Annotated in this window: 17 protein-coding genes and 1 pseudogene; 12 read left to right on the top strand and 6 right to left on the bottom strand. The window is 69.2% G+C overall.

From position 1 onward, the window contains the following. Window positions 1-35: 35 nt before the first annotated feature. The 4 genes from QE388_RS04195 to QE388_RS04180 all read left to right on the top strand — a co-directional run bounded on the left by QE388_RS04195 (window position 36) and on the right by QE388_RS04180 (window position 6709). The gene (locus QE388_RS04195) at window positions 36-1370 is read left to right on the top strand and encodes a LuxR C-terminal-related transcriptional regulator (protein WP_307383190.1); all 1335 of its coding nucleotides are present in this window, start codon (window positions 36-38) and stop codon (window positions 1368-1370) included. 417 nt (window positions 1371-1787) lie between these two features. Beyond that, complete coding sequence (locus QE388_RS04190; RefSeq protein ID WP_307383187.1) at window positions 1788-4166, top strand: SpaA isopeptide-forming pilin-related protein; 2379 nt, start codon at window positions 1788-1790, stop codon at window positions 4164-4166. 79 nt (window positions 4167-4245) lie between these two features. Beyond that, window positions 4246-5652, top strand: coding sequence for a SpaH/EbpB family LPXTG-anchored major pilin (locus tag QE388_RS04185; RefSeq protein ID WP_307383185.1), 1407 nt, complete (start codon window positions 4246-4248; stop codon window positions 5650-5652). Between the two features lie 19 nt (window positions 5653-5671). After that, a complete protein-coding gene (locus tag QE388_RS04180; protein ID WP_307383182.1) occupies window positions 5672-6709 on the top strand; it encodes a class C sortase in 1038 nt (345 codons plus the stop codon). Here the strand turns inward: QE388_RS04180 and QE388_RS04175 are convergent. The 4 genes from QE388_RS04175 to QE388_RS04160 all read right to left on the bottom strand — a co-directional run bounded on the left by QE388_RS04175 (window position 6654) and on the right by QE388_RS04160 (window position 10483). Continuing rightward, window positions 6654-7580 (bottom strand): PfkB family carbohydrate kinase, encoded by a 927-nt coding sequence (locus QE388_RS04175; RefSeq protein WP_307383180.1) that lies wholly within the window; start codon window positions 7578-7580, stop codon window positions 6654-6656. The genes QE388_RS04180 and QE388_RS04175 overlap by 56 nt on opposite strands. A 254-nt stretch (window positions 7581-7834) precedes the next feature. Then, entirely contained in the window at window positions 7835-8029 is a 195-nt protein-coding gene (locus QE388_RS04170; protein WP_307383179.1) for a hypothetical protein, read from the bottom strand. Between the two features lie 37 nt (window positions 8030-8066). Further along, complete coding sequence (locus tag QE388_RS04165) at window positions 8067-9404, bottom strand: uracil-xanthine permease family protein (RefSeq protein WP_307383176.1); 1338 nt, start codon at window positions 9402-9404, stop codon at window positions 8067-8069. A gap of 146 nt (window positions 9405-9550) precedes the next feature. Continuing rightward, window positions 9551-10483: a phosphoribosylaminoimidazolesuccinocarboxamide synthase gene (locus QE388_RS04160; RefSeq protein ID WP_307383173.1), complete on the bottom strand. Its 933-nt coding sequence runs from the start codon at window positions 10481-10483 to the stop codon at window positions 9551-9553. Between the two features lie 111 nt (window positions 10484-10594). On the opposite strand from QE388_RS04160, the gene QE388_RS04155 reads away from it, so the two are divergent. The 3 genes from QE388_RS04155 (at window position 10595) to QE388_RS04145 (ending at window position 14665) form a co-directional block, all read left to right on the top strand. Then, a complete protein-coding gene (locus QE388_RS04155) occupies window positions 10595-12316 on the top strand; it encodes a BCCT family transporter (protein WP_307383171.1) in 1722 nt (573 codons plus the stop codon). A gap of 169 nt (window positions 12317-12485) precedes the next feature. Further along, a complete protein-coding gene (locus tag QE388_RS04150) occupies window positions 12486-13109 on the top strand; it encodes a PadR family transcriptional regulator (protein ID WP_307383168.1) in 624 nt (207 codons plus the stop codon). After that, on the top strand, window positions 13106-14665 hold the full coding sequence (locus tag QE388_RS04145; RefSeq protein ID WP_275799613.1) for a DHA2 family efflux MFS transporter permease subunit: 1560 nt from the start codon (window positions 13106-13108) through the stop codon (window positions 14663-14665). Before QE388_RS04150 ends, QE388_RS04145 begins: the two co-directional genes overlap by 4 nt. 278 nt (window positions 14666-14943) lie before the next feature. On the opposite strand, the gene QE388_RS04140 is transcribed toward QE388_RS04145, so the two are convergent. After that, on the bottom strand, window positions 14944-15312 hold the full coding sequence (locus tag QE388_RS04140; RefSeq protein ID WP_307383164.1) for a hypothetical protein: 369 nt from the start codon (window positions 15310-15312) through the stop codon (window positions 14944-14946). Here QE388_RS04140 and QE388_RS04135 point away from each other — a divergent pair. Next, window positions 15245-15913, top strand: a pseudogene (locus QE388_RS04135) (PAS domain-containing protein); the annotation flags it as partial. The gene QE388_RS04140 and the pseudogene QE388_RS04135 overlap by 68 nt on opposite strands. Before the next feature lie 145 nt (window positions 15914-16058). After that, window positions 16059-16502: a cell wall metabolism sensor histidine kinase WalK gene (locus tag QE388_RS04130; RefSeq protein ID WP_307383161.1), complete on the top strand. Its 444-nt coding sequence runs from the start codon at window positions 16059-16061 to the stop codon at window positions 16500-16502. A 13-nt stretch (window positions 16503-16515) separates the two neighbouring features. Here QE388_RS04130 and QE388_RS04125 read toward each other — a convergent pair whose 3' ends face one another. Next, window positions 16516-17163 (bottom strand): helix-turn-helix domain-containing protein, encoded by a 648-nt coding sequence (locus tag QE388_RS04125; RefSeq protein ID WP_275801820.1) that lies wholly within the window; start codon window positions 17161-17163, stop codon window positions 16516-16518. Window positions 17164-17367: 204 nt separating this feature from the next. Between QE388_RS04125 and QE388_RS04120 the strand changes: the two genes are divergently transcribed. The 3 genes from QE388_RS04120 (at window position 17368) to QE388_RS04110 (ending at window position 21519) form a co-directional block, all read left to right on the top strand. Then, entirely contained in the window at window positions 17368-17988 is a 621-nt protein-coding gene (locus tag QE388_RS04120) for a hypothetical protein (protein ID WP_307383158.1), read from the top strand. Between the two features lie 80 nt (window positions 17989-18068). Continuing rightward, window positions 18069-18671: a hypothetical protein gene (locus QE388_RS04115; protein WP_307383155.1), complete on the top strand. Its 603-nt coding sequence runs from the start codon at window positions 18069-18071 to the stop codon at window positions 18669-18671. Window positions 18672-18789: 118 nt separating this feature from the next. Then, window positions 18790-21519 carry an RCC1 domain-containing protein gene (locus QE388_RS04110; RefSeq protein WP_307383152.1) on the top strand — a complete coding sequence of 910 codons (2730 nt, stop codon included), beginning with the start codon at window positions 18790-18792 and terminating at the stop codon, window positions 21517-21519. Window positions 21520-21565 lie beyond the last annotated feature (46 nt).

Below are 21565 nucleotides of genomic sequence, written 5' to 3'. Positions count from 1 at the left end.
TGCGGTCATCGAGGTTCCAGTCAGGCCCTCAGAATATGTCCGAAAATGACGTAATTATTCTCAGCGCAGCACTCATCTCGCATTCACGACTCGATGATATGGAAAGTTGCGAGTATCTCCTCCGCCGCTATTGGCGGAACTTCCATCTTCGTTCTAGCGTCCCTCTGGATCGTCAGTCGAGTTTCTTCCTCGAGGCGAATGCGGCGGAGGCTTATTGCTCCCTCGGAGACATCGCCGCAGGCGCTCTGCATTCGCGCCGGGCATTGAGTATGAGTGTGAGTTCGGCCGAATCCTTCCGGGCGAAGAGCGTGCTGGCTCTCTGTCAGGCGCTTCGCGGCGATATGGCCCTGGCATCCGTTCAAATCGCTGAATGCGACGCCCTCGCGGAGCGTAACGATTCTTCGTGGGCGAAGAACTCTTACATCTTGAGCGTGGCGCGGATCCTCGTCCTCGCGAACAGCGGGGATGCCGACGGTCTGCTCCGCACGGCGGCGACCCTCCGACAGATCGTCGGCGGGGGCGATCCTCTCGCGTACGCCGCCGACGTGGCCGTGGTGCAGGCGCAGGTGCTCTCCGGCGACCTCGATGAAGCGGTCTGCCTGGCCGGCGATCTGCTCGCCTGCGGATCGTCGCGCGGGCACTCGATCGTCCGCGCTCTGCTGACGAACCTGTACTTCGACACGCTGCTGCTGCGCGGCGAGCCGCGGCGCGCGCTGGCCGTGCTGAGTGCGTGCGCTCTGCCGCCTTCCCACGTGGTCTGCCTCGAGGCGAAACGCGCCATGGCGCTGGAGATGATGGGCGACTACCGCTCCGTGTTGCGCGTCACGCAACCCTGTGTGGGGCGCCTCGCCGAGCACAGCCTGCGCGCGGCAGCGGCGATCATGCTCGTGCGGGGGGTGGCTCAATACCGCCTCGGCGAGATCGGCCGCGCGCGCCGCTCGTTGACCGACGGCTTCCGGGTGGCGGCTCGTGCGCAGCTGTCGCTGAACGCGTTCATCGGCCTCGCGGGCACCGAGCTGGACGAGGTCGCGCAGGTCGTCGGCGACCTGGTGCCCGGGGCCCGCGCCCTCGTCGCTCGGCTCGAAGAATATCGTGGGAGCCTGCCCGCCCCGCCTTCGCCGTCCTTCGTCCCGAGCTTGACGTCTCGCGAAGAGTCCCTGGCGTGGAGTATTTATCATGGCGCATCAAATAAAGACATCGCCGAAAAGGACAGCGTCAGTGTCAATACGGTGAAGACGCAATTGCGCACGCTCTATCGCAAACTCGGAGTCTCGAGCAGGGAGCAGGCGCTTTCCTTCCTGGAGGAGCGTGATTTCTTCATGGCAGTCGTCAACGAGAACGTCATCTCCGCGGATCCCAGAAGAGACTGAAAGGCTCGCGCGGTATTCCCAAAGGGCGTGAGACGTGGTCGCGTTCCGGCGTGGTCTCTCATCGACATCCGTCGCGCCCGCGAAACCGGGCGTCGTGCGATCGGGTCTCGACCCTCTGCCGAGGGGGCGATCCTCTCCTGCCGCTGAGGTCGGCGTCCCGACGCACGGGTCCCGTGCGGTCGAGCGCGGGTATGAACGCGAGTATGAAGCCGCCGTATGAAAGCGGGGGATTAGGGAGGGTGTGAGAAGTTTCGCACTTCTCTGAGAGGCGAATAGCTTCGGACACGGCATCCGTCGGACTTCGTGCGATATGAGGACGGATGTGGTTGCCCGCGGCCTCTACCCGAAACGAGGCTGATCGTGGGATCGCGAATATCGCCGTCGGAATCGGCGCTATTCGACAAGGGGGAGAAAGCCATGCATAGGACCGAGAAGGTCGTCCGTCTCGCGGTGGTCGTCGCGGTGTCCCTCGGGCTGCTCTGCTCGGGCACGTCGGCGAACGCATCCGAGCTGCGCCCCGCGGTCACGACCGCCGTCACGCAGGCGCTCTCTCCGCGGGCGGTTGCGGCCTCGGTCCCCTCCGGCGTCGCGGCATCGTTGACCTGCGCGCCGCAGACGTTCTACTCGGTGTCCGCGGGCGGTCAGATGAGGCGGATCACGAGCGGGACGGTGTCCACCGTCGGCGCGGCTGCGCCGAACGTCTCGTCATTCAACGGCCTCGGTATCGGTGCGAACGGCACGACGGCCCTGGCCTATGAGCGCACCAATTCGGCGCGGACGGCGACCATGTACTACTTCACCGGGACGAACTGGGTCAGGACCACCGACACCTACACCAACAACTCGATCACCTCGTTCGTCGCGGGGGCCATCGACCTGAAGACCGGCAACTACTACCTCGGGGGCTTCACCTCTGGGGGCCAGTTCCAGCTCACCCGATACGTTCCCTCGACCGGAGCCTTCACGCTCATCGGCTCGGTAGACGCCTCGGCGGGCGCCGACGGTTCGGCGTTCAACGGCGACATGGCGTTCGACGCGAACGGCAACCTGTACATCGTCCGCGGCCAGTCGAACACGACGGTTTTCTCCGTGACCGCGGCCGCCCTCGCGGCGGCCACCGGCGGAGCGATCCCCGCGTCGAAGTCATTCAGCTTCACCACCTCCGGCTTCTCCGGAATCAACGGGATCGCCTTCAACACCAGCGGCAGCATGTTCCTCGGCAACGCGACCACCGCGCGCGAGTACGACACCTCCACGGGCACGCTGATCTCCGTCGCCACGACGGGACTGAGCGACAGCACGGACCTCGCCAGCTGCAACTCCCCCGCCAACCTGACGCTCCGCAAGGATGTCGCCGCGCGCGTTGCGAGCTCGGACCAATTCACCCTCTCGGTCACGAGCGGCTCGGTCGTCTCCGGAACCGCCACGACGTCGGGTTCGGCGACGGGCGTGCAGGCCGCCCGTGTCGGGCCCCTCGCCGTTCTGCAGGGCGCCACGTACACGCTGTCGGAGCAGATGGCGACGGGATCCGGCAGTTCGCTCGCCAGCTATGCGAGCACTCTGGCGTGCCTCGACGAGACCGGCGCTGCGGTGGCGGTGGGGTCCGGCTCGACGGTGACCATCCCCAACCGCCCGGGCGCGAGCGTCGAGTGCACGTTCACCAACCGGCCGTTGACCGCGAGCGTCACCGTCCGCAAGGTGATCCAGGACATCCGCGGGCAGAACCCGGTTCCCGGGAGCGGGTGGACTCTCGGTGCGGTGACGACGTTCACGACCGGCGCCGGCACCGCCTCTCCGTCTGCGACCACCCAGGTCACCCCGGCATCCGGAAACGTGTCGTGGCAACTGGGATTCACCGGTGCTTCGTCCCGCGCCCAGGTGACGGTCTCGGAGCAGCAGCAGAGCGGTTGGCGGTTCGTGAGCGGTGTCTGCACGATCGCTCGAGCCGACGGCAGCACGCAGAGCGTACCCGTGGCGACTCCGTCTGGAACCCCCGTGTCGAACATCGCGCCCGGCGATGCGGTGGACTGCACGCTCACCAACAAGCCGGTCTCGGGTCTGTTGACGCTGAAGAAGCAGGTCGACAACACGTACGGCGGCAGCTCGACCCCGGCCGACTGGACGCTGACCGCAACGGGCTCGCAGACCATCACGGGCAAGACCGGTGAGAGCTCGATCACGTCCGCCATCGTGGCCCCGGGCGCGTACGCGCTGTCCGAGTCGGGCGCGCCCACCGGCTACCAGACAGGCACGTGGAGCTGCACCGGTGGCACCGTGACCGGTGCCTCGGTCTCCGTCGCCGCCGACGCCGACGTGGTGTGCACCATCACGAACGCGAGCAAGCCCGGAAGCGTCGCCTGGACCAAGACGTCGAAGGCCACCGGCGACCTGCTGTCCGGGTCGGAATGGACGGTCTCGGGCCCCTCATTCGCTGCCCCGAACAACGTGGTCGTCGACTGCGTCAGCAGCCCGTGCACCGGGTTGGACAAGGATCCCGCTCCCGGGGCGTTCCGCCTCGACGCGCTCGCCTGGGGGTCGTACACCGCCACCGAGACGCGGGCCCCCGCGGGATACATCGCGGCGGGATCACTGGCCTTCACGGTGACAGCGGCCAACGCCGGCACGACGCAGAACCTCGGCCCGCAGACGAACGAGCAGCAGCCGGGGGCACGTCTGCCGCTGACGGGCGGCGTCGGAGCGGATGCGTTCCTGATCGCGGGTCTCGGAACCCTCACGGGCGCGACCGTCATCGCCATCTCCCTGATCCTGAGGCGCCGGCTGCGGTCTTCGCGCTGACCGTTCGTCCTCCCCGCACATCCCCTCTCTACTCGGCTGTCGTCGACCTCGGCGGCCACGGAAAGAAAGCGAGAATCACATGTCCACCAGATCACTACGGCTGCGAAAGCTGGCCGCCGGTATCGGAATCGCGGCCCTCGCCGCGCTCGGCTCGGTGGGAGCCGCCGGGGCCGCACAAGCAGCAGACCCTGCGAGCCCGTCGAACATCACCGGTACCACCGGAACGCTGACCATCCACAAGCACGCGGGTGACCCCGGTGCCGCGGGCAACGGTACCGAGATCACGGATCCGGCCGCCGTCCAGCAGCTCGGTCAAGCGCTCTCGGGCGTGCAGTTCTCGGTGCAGCGCGTCGCCTACAACGGCACGGCGATCGACCTGACCACCGCCGCCGGCTGGGACCAGGCCGCGACGGCCACGCCCGCCAACATCACGTCGGCCCCCTTCTCGTTCTCGAGCTCGACCACGGCGACCACGGGAGCGAACGGTGAGGCGGTTGTGGCGAACCTCCCCTACGGTCTGTACTACGTCACCGAGACCAACCCCGGCCCCAACCCGATCGTCTCGCCCGTGCAGCCCTTCCTCGTGTCGGTGCCGTACCCGAACCAGGGGACCTGGCTCTACGACGTGCACGTCTACCCGAAGAACAAGCTGAACGACACCACCCCGACCAAGTCGGTCTCGGCCCCGGATGCCCCGGTGCTCGGTTCGACGGTCGTGTGGACGGTGGATGCTCCCCTCCCGGCGCTCGCCGCGGGTGACACCTACCGCAGCTTCTCGATCACCGACAACCTCGACGCCCGCCTGTCCTACACGGGTGCCACCGTTTCCGTGGATGGAACGACGCTCGTGGAGAACACCGACTACACGGTGTCCGGCAACGTCAAGATCACCTTCACCTCGACGGGTCTGTCCAAGCTCGCGGGCAAGACGGCCGTTCAGGCGAAGATCTCGACGAAGGTCACCAGCCTCGGAGCCAACGGCCAGATCACCAACACCGCCGTGGTCAACACCAACGGATCCGACCGCGAGACCAACACGCCGCAGACCAACTGGGGCCCCCTCGTGATCCAGAAGACGGATGCCGCGACCTCCAACGCGCTCTCGGGTGCGATCTTCGAGGTGTACGACGCCAAGAACGGCGCGCTCGTCACCGGTCCGTTCACCACCGACGCGACCGGCAAGATCTCGATCGCCGGCCTGTGGGTGGGCAACGACTCGGTGACGTCGCGCACCTACTGGGTGAAGGAGACGCAGGCACCCGCCGGATACGTCCTCCCCGCCGACCCGTGGACCCAGGTCACCGTGAACGCCACCGGAGCAGACACGCCGACGACGGTCACCATCGACAACACCCAGCAGCAGGGGCCGAACCTCCCGCTGACCGGTGGCGCGGGAAGCGCCCTGTTCACCATCGTCGGCGGCGGTCTCGTCGTCGCGGGTGTGGGAACGATCATCGCTCGCCGCGCGCGGGCGAAGCGGTCCTGACCGCATGAAGCCGGGAGGGGTGGGCTCCCCCAACGCCACCTCTCCCGTAGCTGGGGCCGACGTCGCGCTGCACCCGCGCCGACGTCGGTCCTGGCGTCCCCCCGGCGAGGACCCCGGCCCCCCGGCATCCCGCCGCCAGGCCCGTCGTCGCCGATGGCACCTGCCGTGGGGAACGGTGGTGTTCGCCCTCGTCGCCTTCCTGGGCGTTCTGCTGCTCATGTACCCGACGGTGGCGAGCTGGTGGACGCAGTACAACCAGTCGCGACTCATCGTGAGCGTCGAGACCGACCTCGGCGCGACGACTCGGTCGACGCGCAGCGAGGCACTGTCCGAAGCGCACTCTTACAACTCCGCGCTCGTGGGCGGGGCGTTGCTCGAGGCGGGGTCGCGCGTGCCGACGGGCTCTGGCGCGAACGCACCGGGGTTCGTCTACGACGACCTGCTTCACGCCAGCGCCGACGGGGTGATGGCTCGGCTGCGCATCCCGTCGATCGATGTGGACCTACCGATCTATCACGGCACCAGCGACGCGACCTTGAGCAAGGGCGTCGGTCATCTCGAGGGCACGTCGCTGCCGGTCGGCGGTGCCGACCAGCACTCGGTGCTCACCGCGCACCGGGGGCTCGCCGGAGCCACGCTCTTCGATGATCTCGACAAGGTCGTCGTCGGCGACACGTTCACCATCGAGGTCTTCGGAGAGGTGCTCACCTATCGCGTGCGCGACACGCGGGTCGTGCTGCCGGAGGAGACCGAGAGCCTCTTCCCGCAGGCCGGGGAAGACCTGGTGACGCTCGTCACCTGCACGCCTCTGGGCATCAACACCCATCGCATCCTGGTGACGGGGGAGCGGGTGACCCCGACGCCGCAGGCCGACATCGACGCCGCAGGCAAGGCCCCGGACATCCCCGGTTTCCCCTGGTGGGCCGTCATCATCCCGGCATCCTTCGGTGCGCTCTGCGTGCTGGTCTATGCCGCCGGCCGCCCGCCGAAGACCCGCCCGATCAGCCGGCCAGGTCGTCGCGCGTCGGGGGGTCCATTCCCTCGCGGCCGACGGTGATGGCGGCGGCGCGTGCCGCACGGCTCAACAGCGCGACGAGGGCGTCGTGGTCCACGGCGCGAATGCTCGCGCGCAGTTCGTCGACGTCTCCGGGGATGTCCAGGATGCCGTCGAGCAGCGTCCCCATGAACGTGTCGCCCGCTCCGACGGTGTCGACGACGCTGACGGAAACGGCGGCGATCTCGACGGTGGTGTGGGCGGTGACCGCGAGGGATCCCGCCTCTCCGTCGGTGATCACGGCGAGCCCGGCGCCCAGCTCGACCCATCGCCGCGCGACATCGACGGCGGCAACGCCCGGATAGAGCCACTCGGCGTCTTCGGCGCTCGCCTTGACGACGTCGGCCAGGGCGACGAGCGCCTCGACGCGGGCGGCGGCGTCGTCGTGGCCGCCCGTGAGGGCGGGACGAATGTTGGGGTCGTAGCTCACCAGTGCCGTGGCGCGGGCGCGCTCGGCGGCGGCGCGGACCTCGTCGGCACCCGGTGCGAGTGTCGCGGCGACGGATCCGGTGTGGAAGATCCGCGCGGCGGGGATCTCGACGGGGGAGGGCAGTACCCAGTCGATGTCGAAGTCGTAGGTCGCGTTGCCGTTCTCGCCGATGGTGGCGCGGGCGGTGGCGGTGCGCTCCGGCGATCCGGCCGTGACCAGGTCGACTCCGGATGCCGAGAGCCACGCGGTCAACGCGGCCCCGCGCTCGTCGTCGGCGACGCGTGCCACGAGCGTGGCGTCGCGGCCGAGTCGGCCGAGAGCGACGGACACGTTGGCGGGGCTGCCTCCGGGCCGCTCGGACGCTCCCGCCGCGGTGGTCACGATGTCGACGAGGGCCTCGCCGAGCACGGCGACGTCATGGGTGTGGGCTTCGGTGGTCGACATCCTGGTCCTTCCGGTGGGCGATTGCCTCGCCGTCATCATGGTGCATAGAGCGGGCCGGCGCGAACGCGGCCGGGTCGGCGCTGTGCCGTCAGGTGGAGTTCCGGCGCGACGCGCCGGTGGGCGGTGGGTGGAGGCGGCGTGTCGCGGTCGGACTCCGCGTGACGGATCGGATGCCGCGGCCCGGACTCCGCGGGATGGCCCGGATGCCGTGGGCCGGACTCCGCGGGACGGTCCGGATGCCGCGGCCCCGGCCGTCAGCGCGGGCGGCGGCGCGCGGCGTAGAACGTCACGATGCCCTGGCCGATCAGGTACCCGAACGACGCGGTGAGGAAGTGGGCCACGGTGGGGGCGCCGTTGGCATCCCACCACAGCATGGCGGCGAGGCCCACGGTGCCGATGGCGACGAGGATCATGCCGGTGCGGGCGGTGGGGCGAGTGGTGGTGGTCACGGATGCTCCGGGGGATGGGGCGGACAGGCGGCGCGGGTCAGGTCGGGTCGCCGCCGAGCGGGCCGACGGCGGGGATCGGACCGCCGTCGTCGGCGCCGGTCTTGCGGGCCCGGGCGATCGCGTTGCCGAGGTGGTAGATCACGAGGGCCGCGATCGAGCCGAGCACGATCGCGCCGAGCTGGAACTGGCCGATGTCCATCGTGAAGCCCGCGATCGCGAGCACGAGGGCCACCGCTCCGGTGTACTGGTTGACCGGACGGGAGAAGTCGACGCGGTTGTCGACCCAGATCTTGATGCCGATGATCCCGATGAGGCCGTAGAGCGCCGTCGTGACACCACCGAGGACGCCGGGCGGGATGGTGTTGAACACGGCGCCGACCTTCGGCGAGAGGCTCAGCAGGATCGCGGCGAGACCGGCGACCCAGTACACCGCGGTCGAGTACACGCGGGTGGCGGCCATGACGCCGATGTTCTCGCCGTAGGTCGTGGTGCCGGAGCCGCCGAACGAGCCCGCAAGGGTCGTGGCGACGCCGTCGGCGATGAGGGCGCGTCCGGTGGAGCGGTTGGCCGTGGCATCCGTCATCGCCGCGACTCCGCGGACGTGTCCGACGTTCTCGGCGACGAGCACCAGGACGACGGGCAGGAACATCGCGATGACCGACCACGTGCCGGGCGAGGCGAAGTCGGGGAAGTGGAACTCGGGCACGCCGACCCACGGAGCGGCGCTCACGGCGTCGAAGTCGATGAGCTTCTCGCCGGTGGTCACCTGGATCAGCACGGTCGCGACGTAGCCGACGATCACGCCGAGGAAGATTGACACGCGGCCGAGGAAGCCGCGGAAGAGCACGCTGAAGAGGATGACGGCGACCAGCGTGATCGTGCCGGTGAGCGGCTGCTTCTGGAAGCTGCCCCACGCCACCGGTGCGAGGTTGAAGCCGATGAGCGCCACGATCGCTCCCGCGACGACCGGTGGCATGACCTTGTCGACCCACCCGAGGCCGGCGAACTGCACGATGAAGCCGATCGCGGCGAGCAGCACGCCGACGGCGACGATCCCGGCGAGGGCGGAGCCGGTGCCGGCGGTGGTCGTCGCGGCGGTGATCGGGGCGATGAACGCGAACGACGACCCGAGATAGCTGGGGAGGCGGTTGCGCGTGATCAGCAGGAACAGCAGCGTTCCGACGCCCGAGAACAGCAGCGTCGTCGAGACCGGGAACTGCGTCAGCACCGGCACGAGGAACGTCGCACCGAACATCGCGATGACGTGCTGAAGTCCGATCGCGACGGTGGCGCCCCAGTTCAGGCGCTCGCCCGGGGCGACGACCGCGCCGGGCTCGACGGTGCGCCCGTTGCCGTGCAGCTTCCAGCGGAACATGTGTCTCCTACGGGGGATGTGGGCGGTGCGTCCCTTCGACAAGCTCAGGGACCGGTGGTGGGGGCCAGTGCCGGGGTTCGGCGAGCGGAGCGGTGGCTGAGCGAGACCGAGCGGTGGCTGAGCCTGTCGAAGCCTCCGCGGGCGGGTCAGGATGCCGTCAGCAGACGCAGCAGCTCGGCGTACCGCTCGCGCGTGCGCTCGACGATCGCGTCGGGGAGCGCGGGCGGCTCGCCCTGCTTGTCCCAGTTCGCCGCGAGCCAGTCGCGGACGATCTGCTTGTCGAAACTCGCCATCCGCTCGGCGGGGGTGGTGCCGGTGCGCCAGGACTCGGCATCCCAGTATCGAGACGAGTCCGACGTCAGCACCTCGTCGGCCAGGGTCAGCACGCCCTGGGCGTCGAAGCCGAACTCGAACTTCGTGTCGGCGAGGATCAGCCCGCGCGCCTCGGCGATGGCCGACGCGCGGCGGTAGATCTCGAGCGACAGGTCGCGCAGCGCCGCGGCCGTCTCGGCTCCGACGATCTCGACCGACCGCTCGAACGTGATGTTCTCGTCATGCTCGCCCATCGGCGCCTTGAACGCCGGGGTGTAGAGCGGCTCCGGCAGGCGGTCGCCGTCGTTCAGGCCCTCGGGAAGAGGGATGCCGCAGACCGTGCGCGACGCCTGGTACTCCGCCCAGCCCGAGCCGGTGAGGTACCCGCGAACGACGCACTCGATCGGCTGCATGTCGAGCGAGCGGACGAGCATGGCGCGCCCGCGCACGGCATCCGGGATCAGCTCCACCGCGTCGTCGCCCACGAGCGCGTGATCGGCGGTGAGGTGATTCGGGATGCCGCGCCCCCCGTCGCTTCCGGCGAGCTGGTCGAACCACCACAGGCTCAGCGTCGTCAGCAGCACACCCTTGTCGGGGATACCGGGGGAGAGGACGTGGTCGAACGCGCTCACGCGGTCGCTCGCGACGACGAGGAGGTGGGCGGGCGCGGCGTCGTCGGCGGTGTCGGCGGGAACGTAGAGGTCGCGCACCTTACCGGAGTAGACGTGGCGCCAGCCGGCGAGATCGGCGGGGGGAGCGGAGGTCACCCGCTCATTATTGCGGGTGTCGACGCCCCGCACCGGCGCGGATTGTGCCACACCGCGCTTCGCGGCGCCTGCCCCCCGGTCCGCGGGATGCCGCTGACTACCGTTGATGGAATGACCGAGGCAGCCCCCGATACCGCGGTGAACATCGATCCCCATCTCGGTAGTCGCCACAAGACCATCCGCGGATGGGTGTTCTGGCCCGCCGCGGCCATCGCCCTGGCGTTCATCGCGTTCGCGCTGTTCTTCCCCGCCGCGGCCGAGGCCACGTTCAACACCGTGCAGACGGCGATCGTCTCGACCTTCAACTGGTACTACGTGCTGATCGCGGCGTTCTTCGTCGTCTTCGCTCTGGCGATGGGCTTCAGCCGCTTCGGCAACATCAAGCTCGGTCAGGACGACGACGAGCCCGAGTTCTCGACGATGTCGTGGTTCTCGCTGCTGTTCGCCGCGGGCATGGGCATCGGCCTGGTGTTCTACGGCGTGAGCGAGCCGCTCAGCCACTTCGTGTCGCCCCGCCCCGGCGTCACGGGCACCCCCGCCGAGCTCGCGCAGCAGGCCATGTCGCAGACCTTCCTGCACTGGGGCGTGCACGCGTGGTCGATCTACGTCGTGCTGGGACTCGCGCTCGCCTACGCCTTCCACCGTCGCAAGCGTCCGCGCACCATCCGCTGGGCGCTCGAGCCGATCCTCGGCGCCCGCCTCGTGCAGGGCGGCTGGGGCAACGCCGTCGATGTCGCGGCCCTCGTCGGCACGCTCTTCGGGGTCGCGACCTCCCTCGGTCTCGGTGTCCTCCAGATCAGCGCCGGCCTCGACTTCCTCGGTGTCGTGTCCCCCAACATCGTCAGTCAGGCGATCATCATCGGCATCATCACCGGACTGGTGCTGTTCTCGGTGCTCTCCGGTGTCGGCAAGGGCATGAAGTGGCTCTCGAACATCAACCTCGTCCTCGCCGGGGTCCTGATGCTCTTCCTGCTCTTCGTCGGGCCGACCGAGTTCCTGTTGCGCGACGTCGTGCAGTCGATCGGCAACTACATCCAGAGCTTCGTCGGCCTGTCCTTCACGGTCAGCGCCTACGCCGGCGACGAGGGCGTGGCCTGGCAGGGGGCCTGGACGGCCTTCTACTGGGGCTGGTGGATCTCGTGGGCCCCCTTCGTCGGCATCTTCATCGCGCGCATCTCGCGCGGTCGCACCGTGCGCGAGTTCGTCGTCGGGGTGATCCTGGTGCCCACGCTCGTCGGCATCCTGTGGTTCACCGTGCTCGGCGGGACCGCGATCTACGGCGAGCTGACCGGCACGGCCTCGTACGTCGGTGCGGACGGGTCGGTCGATGTCTCGACGGCGCTGTTCCAGATGCTCGAGGGCATCCCGGGATCCGTCGTGCTGATCGTCGGCTTCCTCATCCTCATCGCCGTGTTCTTCGTGACCTCCGCCGACTCCGGCGCGCTCGTGATGAGCATGATCGCGACCGGCGGCGAAGAAGAGCCCAAGAACTGGGTGCGCGTCTTCTTCGCCCTCGCCACCGCCGTCATCGCGTTCGCCCTGCTCATCGCGGGCGGGCTCCAGGCGCTACAGACCGCGGCGATCAGCATCGCCCTGCCCTTCAGCATCGTGCTGCTCGCGATCTGCTGGGCGACGGTGACGGCGTTCCGGCGTGAGATGCGGGCGTACGACAAGGCCGAACGCGCGCAACTGCGCGACGCGATCGGCGAGCACTACGGCCTCGAGGTCGAGGAGCCCAATCAGCGCGGCATCTTCGGCATCCCGGTGCGGTGGGCGCAGCATCGCCCGCGGAAGGCCCCTCCCGTCGAGGCCGAGTCCTCCGCCGACGCGTAGGCGTCCCTCCCGGCCGTCGTTTCCCGTTGAGTGTCCAAGACACGCCGCAACCTGCCCGGACATTGCGGCGTGTTTTGGACACTCAACGCTCTTCGCGCGGGCTCGCGCGACCGCGCGAAAGGGCGTATAGTCCACGTGGACTAGTCAGCACGGACCATGAGGAGGACGGATGCCGGACGCCAGCCGCCTCACCCCGATCGCCGTCATGATCCTCGCCACTCTGCGCGAGGCCGACATGCACACCTACGAGCTCGTCCGACTGCTGAAGGAGCGCCGCGACGACCGGCTCGTCCCCCTGCAGAAGGGCACGATCTACCACACGGTCGCCCGCCTCGAACGGGACGGTCTGCTCGCCGAGGTCGGCGTCGACCGCGACGGGAACCGTCCCGAGCGCACCACGTACACGCTTCTGGATGCCGGTCGCCAGGCCGTCGAGGACTGGGTCCGCGCCGAGCTGCCCCAGATCGACCGTCAGAGCGACTTCCGCGTCGCCCTCTCCGAAGCGCACAACCTTGAGCGCGACGAGGTCGTCGCCCTGCTCGACCGGCGCCGCACAATGCTCGACGCCTCCATCGCAGAGCATCGCGCCGGTCTCGAGTCCGCCGCCGATCGCGACACTCCCGAGCAATTCCTGGTCGAGCTGCAGCGCCAGGCTGCTCTTCTCGACGCCGAACTCGCGTGGCAGGACTCCCTGCGCGCGCGTCTCGTCGATCGCACCCTGCCGTGGGGCGTCGCCGAGATCCCCGAACACATCAAGAACAAGCACCGCGTCTCGAGGGAGACATTCGCATGACCGACGCCCGCGCCGCCTCGACGGCATCTACCCGAACCGGGTCGCACAAGACCCACGAACGCAGCCCCTGGCCCGCCCTCTGGGCGCTCGTCATCGGCTTCTTCATGATCCTCGTCGACACCACGATCGTCTCGGTCGCGAACCCCGCGATCAAGGCGGCTCTCGACCCGGACACCAACAACCTCGACAACGTCGTGTGGGTCACCAGCGCCTACCTGCTGACCTACGCCGTGCCGCTGCTCATCACCGGGCGCCTCGGCGACCGCTTCGGTCCGAAGAACATCTACCTGACGGGCCTCGCGATCTTCACGCTCGCCTCGCTGGCGTGCGGTCTCGCTCCCTCGCTCGAGGTGCTGATCGTCGCTCGTGCGGTTCAGGGCCTGGGGGCCGCGCTCATGACGCCGCAGACGATGGCCGTGATCACGCGTACCTTCCCGCCGCAGAACCGCGGTGCCGCCATGGGGCTGTGGGGCGCCACCGCCGGGGTCGCGACCCTCGTCGGGCCGCTCGCGGGCGGTCTGCTCGTCGACGGCCTCGGATGGGAGTGGATCTTCTTCATCAACATCCCCGTCGGCATCATCGGTTTCGTCGCCGCGATGATCCTCGTCCCGCAGCTTCCGCGGACGGCGCACAAGTTCGACATCCTCGGCGTCGTGCTCAGCGCGATCGGTCTGTTCCTCATCGTCTTCGGTCTGCAGGAGGGGGAGCATTACTCGTGGGCGGCGTGGATCTGGGGGATGGTCGCCGCGGGTGTCGTCGTCATGGCGCTGTTCGTCTGGACGCAGGCGCGCAGCAAGGGGGAGCCCCTCGTGCCGCTCGACCTCTTCCGCGACCGCAACTTCTCGGTCGCGAACCTCGCCATCGCCGCGGTGGGCTTCACGGTCACGAGCATGGCGCTGCCGCAGATGTTCTACCTGCAGCTCGCGCGCGGCCTCACCCCGACCGAGTCGGCCCTGCTGCTCGTGCCGCTCGCGATCCTCTCGGGCGTGCTCGCCCCGTTCGCCGGCAAGCTCCTCGACCGCACCGACCCCCGTTTCCTGCTCGTGCCGGGGCTCCTGCTCGTCGGCGGATCGCTCGGCATCTACGTCGCGCTCATTCTGAACGATGCCCCGATCTGGGCTTTCCTCATCCCGTCCGCGCTGATGGGGGTCGGGAACGCCGGAATGTGGGGTCCGCTCGCGACCACCGCGACGCGCAACCTGCCGCCGCGCCAGGCGGGCGCCGGCGCCGGCATCTACAACACGACCCGGACCGTCGGATCGGTCATCGGCTCGGCATCCATCGCCGCCTTCATGCAGGCGCGCCTCGAGGCGAACCTGCCGGGGGCAGCGGATGCCTCGGCCTCGTTCGGCGGGGGAGCGTTGCCGCCCCAGGTGGTCGGCGGCTTCTCGCAGGCGATGGGGCAGTCGCTCATCCTGCCGATCGTCGTGATCGGGGTGGGCCTCGTCGCCGTGCTGTTCATGCGTCGGCCGACGATGATCCGCCCGCACGGCGCTCCGCGCGATGCCGCTACGGCCGCGCAGGCGCAGGCTGCTCCGGCCGCCGCCGGCGAATAGCACCCCGATCCTCAGGCGCCGCCGCTCCTTCCGGGGCGGCGGCGCTTGTCGTTCTGGGTCTCGGTGGGCTTGCAGACAGCGGATGGTCGGATAACCTACCTTTCGTTTGCTGGCTGCCGCGACTCGCCCCGCATTTGACAGGCCGTGGCCGCCGTCCCCATGACCCGCTAGGTGAGAGGCGGTGGGTGGCCCGTGCCCATCTTCCAGGCGACGCGCACGCCGGAGGGGCGTCGCGCCCTGGCCGCGCAGACGCAGCTCCCGTTCTTCTTCGGGCTCGTCTACGTGGCGATCGTTGTCCTCGTGGTCGATCCGTCGATCCTGGTGATGCCCATCTCGATCGTCGGGTTCGCCGTCGGTGTCTCGGCGACGGCGCTCGCGATGCTCGTCGCGTGGGAGCGGTTCGCCCCCGTGGCCATGATCGCGGTCGCCGCCCTCGATGTCGTCGCGGTGACACTCATCCGCGCTGAAGTGACTCGCGTGCTGCCGTGGGTCATTCTGCTGGCGATCTTCCCCATGGTGTGGGCGGCGTACTCGTTCGGGTGGGCCGGGCTCGCCCTCGTGGTGGTCGGCTCGATCGGGATGCTCGTGTTCCGATTCGTGTACGCCGGTGCCTCGCCGCAGACGTTCGCGGAATGGGCGAATGTCACGAGCCTTCCCCTCGTGATACTCGCGCTGGCCATCATGTCTTTTCTGGCGGCGCGTCGGCTGGGGCGTCGAGGCCATCAGCTCTCCCTGGCGAATCGAGCTCAGGTGGAAGCCCTCGCGGGTGCGCGAGACGCCGAGTCCCTCGTGATCGGGATCCTCGACACGGTCGCCGCGGGCGTGGCCTTCTATGACGAGGAGGGACGCCTCCGGGTGGCGAACGCCGCGGCCTACGAGATGGCCCGCGCTGCGGGGTTCCGGCTCGACGAGCTTCCGTACGCGGGAGGCAACGTGCTCGCCGGTGACCGCTCAACGCGGATCCCGCCCGAGGAGCAGTTCATCCCACGCGCCCTGCGGGGCGAGGTGATCCGCGGGCACCTCGCGTGGCTCGGGCCGCCCGAGGCGCAAATGGCCGTGCTCGCCTCGTCGAACCAGCTCCGCCGGCCGGACGGGTCCGTCCAGGGGACCGTCGTCGTCGCGCACGACGTCACCGAGCTCGCCGATGCGATCGAGGTGCGCGAGCAGTTCCTCCGAACGGTCTCGCACGAGCTGCGCACACCCCTCACCGGCGTGACGGGCTTCCTCGCCCTCATCGACGATGCCGTCGGACACGAGGATCCGAAGCTGCGGCAGTACATCGACGTGGTGAACCGTCGCGCCCGCCGACCTGCTCGATCGGGTCACCGACCTCGTCGCGGCGACCGGATGCGACCGAGACCATCGTTTCGCCGAGGTCGACATCCGGGAGATCGTGGATGCCGCGGCTCGGCGCATTGCGAAGCTCGCCGACGCTCGATCGACGCCCGTGCAAATCGCGCGCGCCGAGCGCGTGCAGGTGCGCGCGGATCGCGAGCGGCTGGAGGAGGCGGTCGCCGAGATCCTGACGAACGCGGTGAAGTTCGGCGAACCGGAATCGCCCGTGTCGGTGACCTGTCGGGCGCACGAGGATCGCGTTCGGGTGGCGGTGTCGAACGAGGGTGTCGGGCTTTCCCACGCCGAGCAGCGCCGGGTCTTCGATCGCTTCTACCGCACCGCTCACGCGCGCTCGCGCGCCGTCCAGGGGTATGGCCTGGGGCTCACGAGGGTGCGCGCGATCGTCAACGCGCACGCGGGGCGCGTGCACATCGAGAGCGATCCGGGCGAGCGGACGACGGTGACGCTGGAGCTCCCCGTCGTCGGTCCCGGCGCGCGCTGAGTCACGGGCGCCCTCACCCAGACGTCGTGCGTGGCGTACCCGCGGAGGCTGCGCCGGCTTCGGCGATGAGTTGGCCCAGCTGACGGCGCAGCCGGTCGGTGAACCCCGCGGGGCTCATGTCGAACTCCAGGGAGAGCAGGTCGTAGACCTCGTGTGAGGCGATGGCGAAGAACTCGCGCACGAGCAGGGGAATCGATTCGTGTGGCAGGCCCGCGAGCTCTGCGAGCGTGCGCGCAGATCGCTCGAACTCGCGCCGGCGTTCTGCGCGGAGTTGCTCGAGCATGACCGCCGCTCGGGGGTCGGCATCCGCGGCCGCGCGAAGAGCGTTCCAGAGCCGGTGCGTCCGGGCGATCGCGGCGGTCAGAAGGGTGAGGTACTCGTCGATCGCCTGGGGGAGTGGCATCCGCTGCATCAGATCGACGTAGGCGGGTTCGCCGCTGACCGGGAATGCTTCGCCGTGCCCGGCGAAAGCCATGGTGAACGCGGCGAAGACGAGGCGCCGTTTCGGGCCGGCCAAGCCGACGCTCTCGACCGAGACGCCGGCGCGGTCCGCGATGGCTTGCAGAGTCGTCTGACCGTAGCCGTTTTCACTGAAGAGCTCGGCCGCCGCCTGCAGGATGCGGCGTCGGGTTCGGGCGGCGGCGTCTGCGCGATTCGTCACGGGGGAATTCTGCCGGATCCTGAATCTCATTACGGCCTGTCCGCAATCAAGAGGCGGCGGATCGAAAGCGTCGATAACGTCCGATTCGAAAGGCGTGTGTCGCCGAGAACAATGCTCCCGAAGCCTCTCGCACTTGCATCGGCTGCCGTACGGCGCTACCTTTCAAATCGCTTATACGTCGATATATTGAAATGCGAAGATGCCATGAATCCCTGCCCGATCGAGAATCCGGGCGCCGCACTTCCCTCGGGATCGCTGGCGCTGACCGGCATGGAGTGGCTCCCCTTCGCGGTGCTCGGAGCCGTGCTCCTCATCGCGGGCGTCGCCGTCGCGCTCTGGCGGCGCCGGGCCCTCGCCGCCGGTGCGACGGTGCTCGTCCTGCTGGCGCTCGGACTCGTCGCCCTGCCTCCGGTTGCCACGAGCGCGCACGCGTCGTCGTCGCAGGCCTGCGACTTCCTCGACGTGACGCACGTCGACCACCCCGACGCGGGGGTGAGTGTCGTGGCGGGTCAGGCGGCGACGACCTCGACGTTCCGTCTCTCCAACACGTCCGCCGCGCCGGCAGCGGTGTTCTTCGGCACGGTGGTCACCTCCGATGCCGCGGGCGTCGCCGACCAGGTTCAGGTCGGCTTCGACTCCGCTTTGGGGTCCACGTCACAGGGCCTCGACGAGACCGCACCCACGAGGGTGTTCACGCTCGCGGCGGGCACGTCGGTCGATGTGGCGGTGAGCGCGGGCTTCCCTGAGACGGTCGACAACAGCGTCCAGGGCGCGCACGTGTCCTTCGACGTGCGCGCCATCGCGCAGCAGATCCCCTCCCCCTGATCGTGGCTCGATCCTCGAGTCGCTCGGCCGCGCGCGGCCATTTCTCTGCACCATCCACCTCTCCAGAAAGAGAAACACGCATGACGACCAACACGGCAACGCGCGGCACCAAGCGCAAGATGGCTCTCGCAGCCGGCGCCCTCGTCCTCGCCGGCGTCGGGGGCACCCTCGCCTCGGGCGCCTGGTTCACCGACCAGCAGAAGATGACCGGCAACGAGCTCACCGCGGCGACGGTCGTCCTCGACTCACTGACGTCGGGGGGAGCTACGAAGATCGAGGTGTCGAATCTGCTGCCATCCGCGGACTCGACCGGGGGCAAAGAAGGCAGCATCACGATCTCGAACTCCGGCACCGCGAAGTTCCTCTGGGCTGCCGACCTCGATCCCGGTACGCCGACGAAGGCGGGCTTCCTCGACGCTGTGCAGATCGAGTTCCGCCAGGGCGGTGCCGGCAACTGGTCGGCCCCCACGTCGATCGCCACCGCCGCGGCGGTGTTGCAGAAGAGCGCGTCGGCGCTCGACGCGGGCACCTCGACGACGCTCGACTACCGAGTCTCGCTGCCGTCCACGACGGCCAACGACCTCCAGGGTGCCTCGGTCGCCTTCGACGTCGTCGTCAAGGCCATCCAGGCCGACGCGCCCGACTCGACCTTCGACGACGACACGCAGTTCCCGACCAGCTGATCCTCCGGCGGTGAGGCGCGTCCATCGACGCCGCCTCACCGCCGTTCGCCTTCCCCGAAAGGGCTTCATGCGCTTCCTCCGCCGTTCATCTCGCCGTCCGGCGTCTCGTCGTGCTTCCGTGCGCGTCGTGGCCCTCGCGGTCATGGCGCTCCTGATGGTCCCGGTGGTCGGCGGGTCGGGGGCTTGGTTCACGGACTCGCAGTCGGTGTCGGGCTCGGCCTCGGCGGCGACGCTCGGAGCGTTGTCACCGACCGTCGTCGCGGCGGATGCCGGGAACACGGTGTCGTGGCGGGCGGCGACGGATCAGGCTTGGGCGACGGATGCCGGGGTGACCAGCGGTGTGACGTACTCGGTGCAGCGTCAGGTTGAGGGGCGTCCCGCCGAGCAGCTGGGGGCCACGTCGGACACGTCGTTCACGGACCCGGGCGGGCAGCCGTTCGGGACGATCAGTGCGGGTGGGACGGCTTCATTCGGGGTCGCTCCGGACGGGTCCGTGTGGGCCTGGGGTGACGATTCCTCCGGGCAGCTGGGGAACGGACAGGGGACAGGTCGTCCCGCGCTGACCCCGGTGCGGGTGGAGGCGTTGTGGGACGCGGGTGTGCAGGTGACGCAGGTGAGCGCGGGGTCCTCCTCTGCATTCGCGGTGGCATCGGATGGGGCGGTCTGGGCGTGGGGCTCCGGTGGCGGGGGAGTGCTGGGTGACGGGGACGCGAGCGCGCACGTCTCCGCGCCGGAGCGGGTGGACGCCTTGTGGGACGCGGGCGTCCGCGTGACGCAGGTGAGCGCGGGAGAGCAGTTCGCTTTGGCGGTGGCATCTGACGGATCGGTCTGGGCGTGGGGAGACGGCGAGGGGGCGGTGCTGGGGGACAGGGATGCCAGCAGGCATTTCTCGGCGCCGGTGCGGGTCGACGCACTGTGGGGCGCAGGTGTGCGTGCGGTGCAGGTGAGTGCGGGCGAGTTGCACGCGTTGGCTGTGGCGTCTGATGGCTCCGTCTGGTCCTGGGGTTCCGGTGCGTGGGGGGTTCTGGGCGATGGGGTTGCGAGCGGGCACTCTTCAGAACCACTGCGTGTGGATTCGCTCTGGGACGCCGGCGTGCGTGTGGCGCAGGTCAGCGCGGGCATCTGGCATTCGGCGGCCGTCGCGCTGGATGGATCGGTGTGGGCATGGGGATCAGGTCGCTTCGGGCGCTTGGGCGATGGGGTCGTGTCGGAACATGTCTCAGGGCCGGTACGGCTCGACGCGATGTGGGATGCCGGGATGCGTGCGACGCAGGTGAGCGCCGCCCCGATGCACTCATTGGCGGTGGCGTCGGACGGGTCGGTGTGGGCGTGGGGAAGCGGCGAGAACGGGGTGCTCGGGGACGGGGACGAAAGCGACCATGTCTCAGGGCCCCGGCGGGTCGATGCCCTGTGGGATCGGGGCAAGCGGATCACCCAGGCGAGCGCGGGCGCTTCCCACTCGGTTGCCGTGGCGTCGGACGGGTCAGTCTGGGCGTGGGGTCCCGGGTGGAACGGGTTGCTCGGGAACGGGTCCACCACTGACCAGTCCGTCCCTGGGCCGGTCGGTGCACGCACTCTCACGCAGGTCAGCGCGGGTGTCTCGCATTCTCTGGCGCTGGCGTCCGATGGCTCGGTATGGGCCTGGGGTGATGGAGCCCACGGGCGTTTGGGTGACGGCGATCCGAGCTTCCGCTCGTCCTCGTTACCCGTGCCGGTTCGCGCATCGTGGAGGGCAGACGATCCCACCCGCAAGATCACACAGGTCGCCGCAGGGGACACGACGTCGTTGGCCCTGGCATCCGACGGCTCGGTGTGGGCATGGGGCAGCGGTTCCGATGGGCAGTTGGGTCCTGATGTCCGAGGGGATAGCGCCACTCCGGTCCGGGTTCCCTCGACGGGCGGAAACGGTCTCAAGATCACCAAGGTCGCGGTGGGCGGTGGTCAGTGCCTCGCTATCGCGGCCGACGGCTCCGTGTGGCAATGGGGAACGATTTCCGATGAATCGACGACGGAGACGGTGCCGACGAAGGTGGATTTTCCGTCGAACTGGGTGCTGTCGGGCTATCGGGCGTCGGATGTTAGCGCCGGCCCGGGCTTCGCATTGGTCGTGTCCTCGGTGGGGGACTTGTGGGGATGGGGAGTAGCGCGGTCGGATCAGATGCAGGGCATGGAGCGCGCGGCCAAGCCGCAGCTGATCGCCCCGAGAGGTGCGCAGGCTATCAGCGCAGGCACGACGCATGTGCTGGAACTGTCGATCGGCAAAGACGTGTGGGCGTGGGGTGGACGCCCCTCCCGCGGATCGGATCCGGTCGCTTTGGGCGACGGGTCGGCTCCGGGATACGGCCGCGGTCGCGTCGATGTCGCTGCCCCGTGGTTCAGGGCTTCTCCTCGAGTCTGGGCAACGCAGGTGGCTGCGGGTCGGGTCCACTCGATGGTGCTGGCGTCCGACGGATCCGTCTGGGCGTGGGGCGACGGCTCGAACGGCAGGCTCGGCACGGGAAAGATGGAAACGGCGCTGACTCCCCAGGCAGTGAACCCCGCATGGTCGAACGACGCGGGTCGGTCGATCACCCAGGTGAGCGCCGGAGGATCGCATTCCTTGGCCTTGGCATCCGACGGGTCTGCCTGGGCATGGGGTGCGGGAGGATCCGGACAGTTGGGCGACGGAGGCGTTGCGGACCAGGCCACACCCGTGGCGGTGCCATCCGCTTTCGCGGCCGCGAATTGCCCACCCCCGTCCACCCTGGTCGGACGCTCGTGCACGCTCCCCGGCACGACGACGTATTCCGTTTCCTACGATTACCGCGGCTGGTCCTCGCCGGTCGCGACGGCGGCGATCACGCGATGAGCGGCGCGGTGCTCGTGTCTTCCCTTTCCGCCGCGGGTGACCTCTC

It is taken from the genome of Microbacterium sp. SORGH_AS_0969 (genome assembly GCF_030818255.1).
Classification (GTDB): domain Bacteria; phylum Actinomycetota; class Actinomycetes; order Actinomycetales; family Microbacteriaceae; genus Microbacterium.
Note: the sequence above shows the minus strand (reverse complement) of the source record. Positions and strands in the feature narration are given on the sequence as shown.